Annotated in this window: 1 protein-coding gene; it reads right to left on the bottom strand. The window is 68.5% G+C overall.

Annotated features, from left to right (window positions below):
- The coding region (locus tag U5771_RS35450; RefSeq protein WP_322028222.1) for an ATP-binding cassette domain-containing protein at positions 1-317 on the bottom strand (317 nt) is incomplete at both ends.

Genomic DNA, 317 nt, shown 5'->3' with positions numbered 1-317 from the left:
ATCCGGTCGCACATGAACACCGCTTCCTCGATGTTGTGCGTGACGATCAGCACCGACTTGATCGGCATGCGGCCTTGCGTCCACAGGTCGAGCAGGTCGGTACGCAGCGTTTCGGCCGTCAGCACGTCGAGTGCGGAGAACGGCTCGTCCATCAGCAGGATCGTCGGATCGACGACGAGCGCGCGCGCGAAGCCCACGCGCTGGCGCATGCCGCCCGACAGCTCGCGCGGATACGCGTTCTCGAAGCCGTCGAGACCGATCAGGTCGATCGCGGCGAGCGCGCGTTCGCGCCGCTCGCGGGCGCCGACGCCGAGCGC

It is taken from the genome of Burkholderia sp. BCC1977 (genome assembly GCF_905339595.1).
Lineage (GTDB): Bacteria > Pseudomonadota > Gammaproteobacteria > Burkholderiales > Burkholderiaceae > Burkholderia.
Note: the sequence above shows the minus strand (reverse complement) of the source record. Positions and strands in the feature narration are given on the sequence as shown.